The sequence below is a fragment of the Rodentibacter myodis genome, from assembly GCF_001999305.1.
GTDB lineage: Bacteria > Pseudomonadota > Gammaproteobacteria > Enterobacterales > Pasteurellaceae > Rodentibacter > Rodentibacter myodis.
The window spans coordinates 1-1253 of record NZ_MLHQ01000046.1; the positions used below are offsets into that span (position 1 = coordinate 1).

A 1253-nucleotide genomic window follows, 5' to 3' on the forward strand; every position below is an offset into this window, starting at 1 on the left:
TTCCAATCGATACTTGCAGTATAATTGCCGTCCGTTGAAACACCAAGTGAGGCGATTTCTTTTGTGGTAGAGAAAAAGCCTTGGGTGTAGGCGTAGATTGATAAAAGCAATAAAGCAGTTACACTGAGCAGAATTTTGGTTTTCTTTGTTAGTTTATTCATCATTTATATTTGTTGTTAAAAGTGCGGTTAAAAATCGCAATATTTTTCAACCGCACTTTAATTAGTGGGCGACCCAGATTTTTTCCAGTTCTATTTTATCGGGGTGATATTTGTAAACGTTAATGCCGCCGCCATGGGCTTGTCCGGTGACTAAGATATGGGCTTGGGGGGAAGAGGCAAAAGTTTGGCTGTTAAAGTAATTATTGGCTGAAATCATTGGAGAGGTGCCTAAATCCACAAAACCTTTGAGCCACGGATCGCCCACTGAATAGATCGAAGCAATGGTTTTATGGGGTGAATCTTCATATATATATCCAATTCGGATAAAGTCGGTTTCGGTCAAAAAAGCATAAGCTACGGTAAATTGACGCATCATACGCTTAAATTGTTCTTTAGTAAGTGGCATTAATCGACTTTTATCATATTCTCCGGCCGATAAATTATAAATACCATCATAAGGATCAGATAGCGAAAAGCGGTTCATTAAATTATCTATGCCCCACATTCGATTACGGGCATTTTCGTCTCCGGTAATCACCCATTTTTCATCGGGGCTAATAATTCCGGTGGTTTTTCCGGCATTACCATACAATCTGGCAATCGGTTTTAAGGTTGCTCTATCCCATAATGTTACGCCATCATAGCTACTTTTCTTATAAACATCAGGATTGATAGGGTTTGCCGTAGGATTGATTTTAGCGGGATATTTACCACCTATACCATATCCCACAGATAAAATATATTTATTGGTTAGTCTTAGATTTTCATAATTTCCGATAGGTGTATCGGTATAAATAGGAATAAGGTTATCGCCATAACCTTTGTAGATTTTTCCTGAATGATTGGCACTGATATAAAAGGTTTTATCTTCGGATATCGCATGACCAAAGGTTTTAAAATGAGGAAAACTAAAAATTTCATCACCTTTCACATTTTGAATATGCACAATATTGTCCTTATCCTGCCACATAAATTCATGACTGTTAGGGATAAAGTACATGCTGCCCCCGCTGGCATTACGGGAAAGTACGGTTTTCTCTTTATTTGGGATATCCCATAGTACAAGATTGCCTTTCCAATCGATACTTGCAG

The 1253-nt window shown here is 38.1% G+C and carries 1 protein-coding gene; it reads right to left on the reverse strand.

What is annotated here, in order from left to right; genetic code table 11:
- Positions 1 to 222: 222 nt before the first annotated feature.
- Positions 223 to 1253 (reverse strand): WD40 repeat domain-containing protein (locus BKL49_RS12400; RefSeq protein ID WP_077425774.1); only part of this gene is annotated, 1031 nt, incomplete at its 5' end.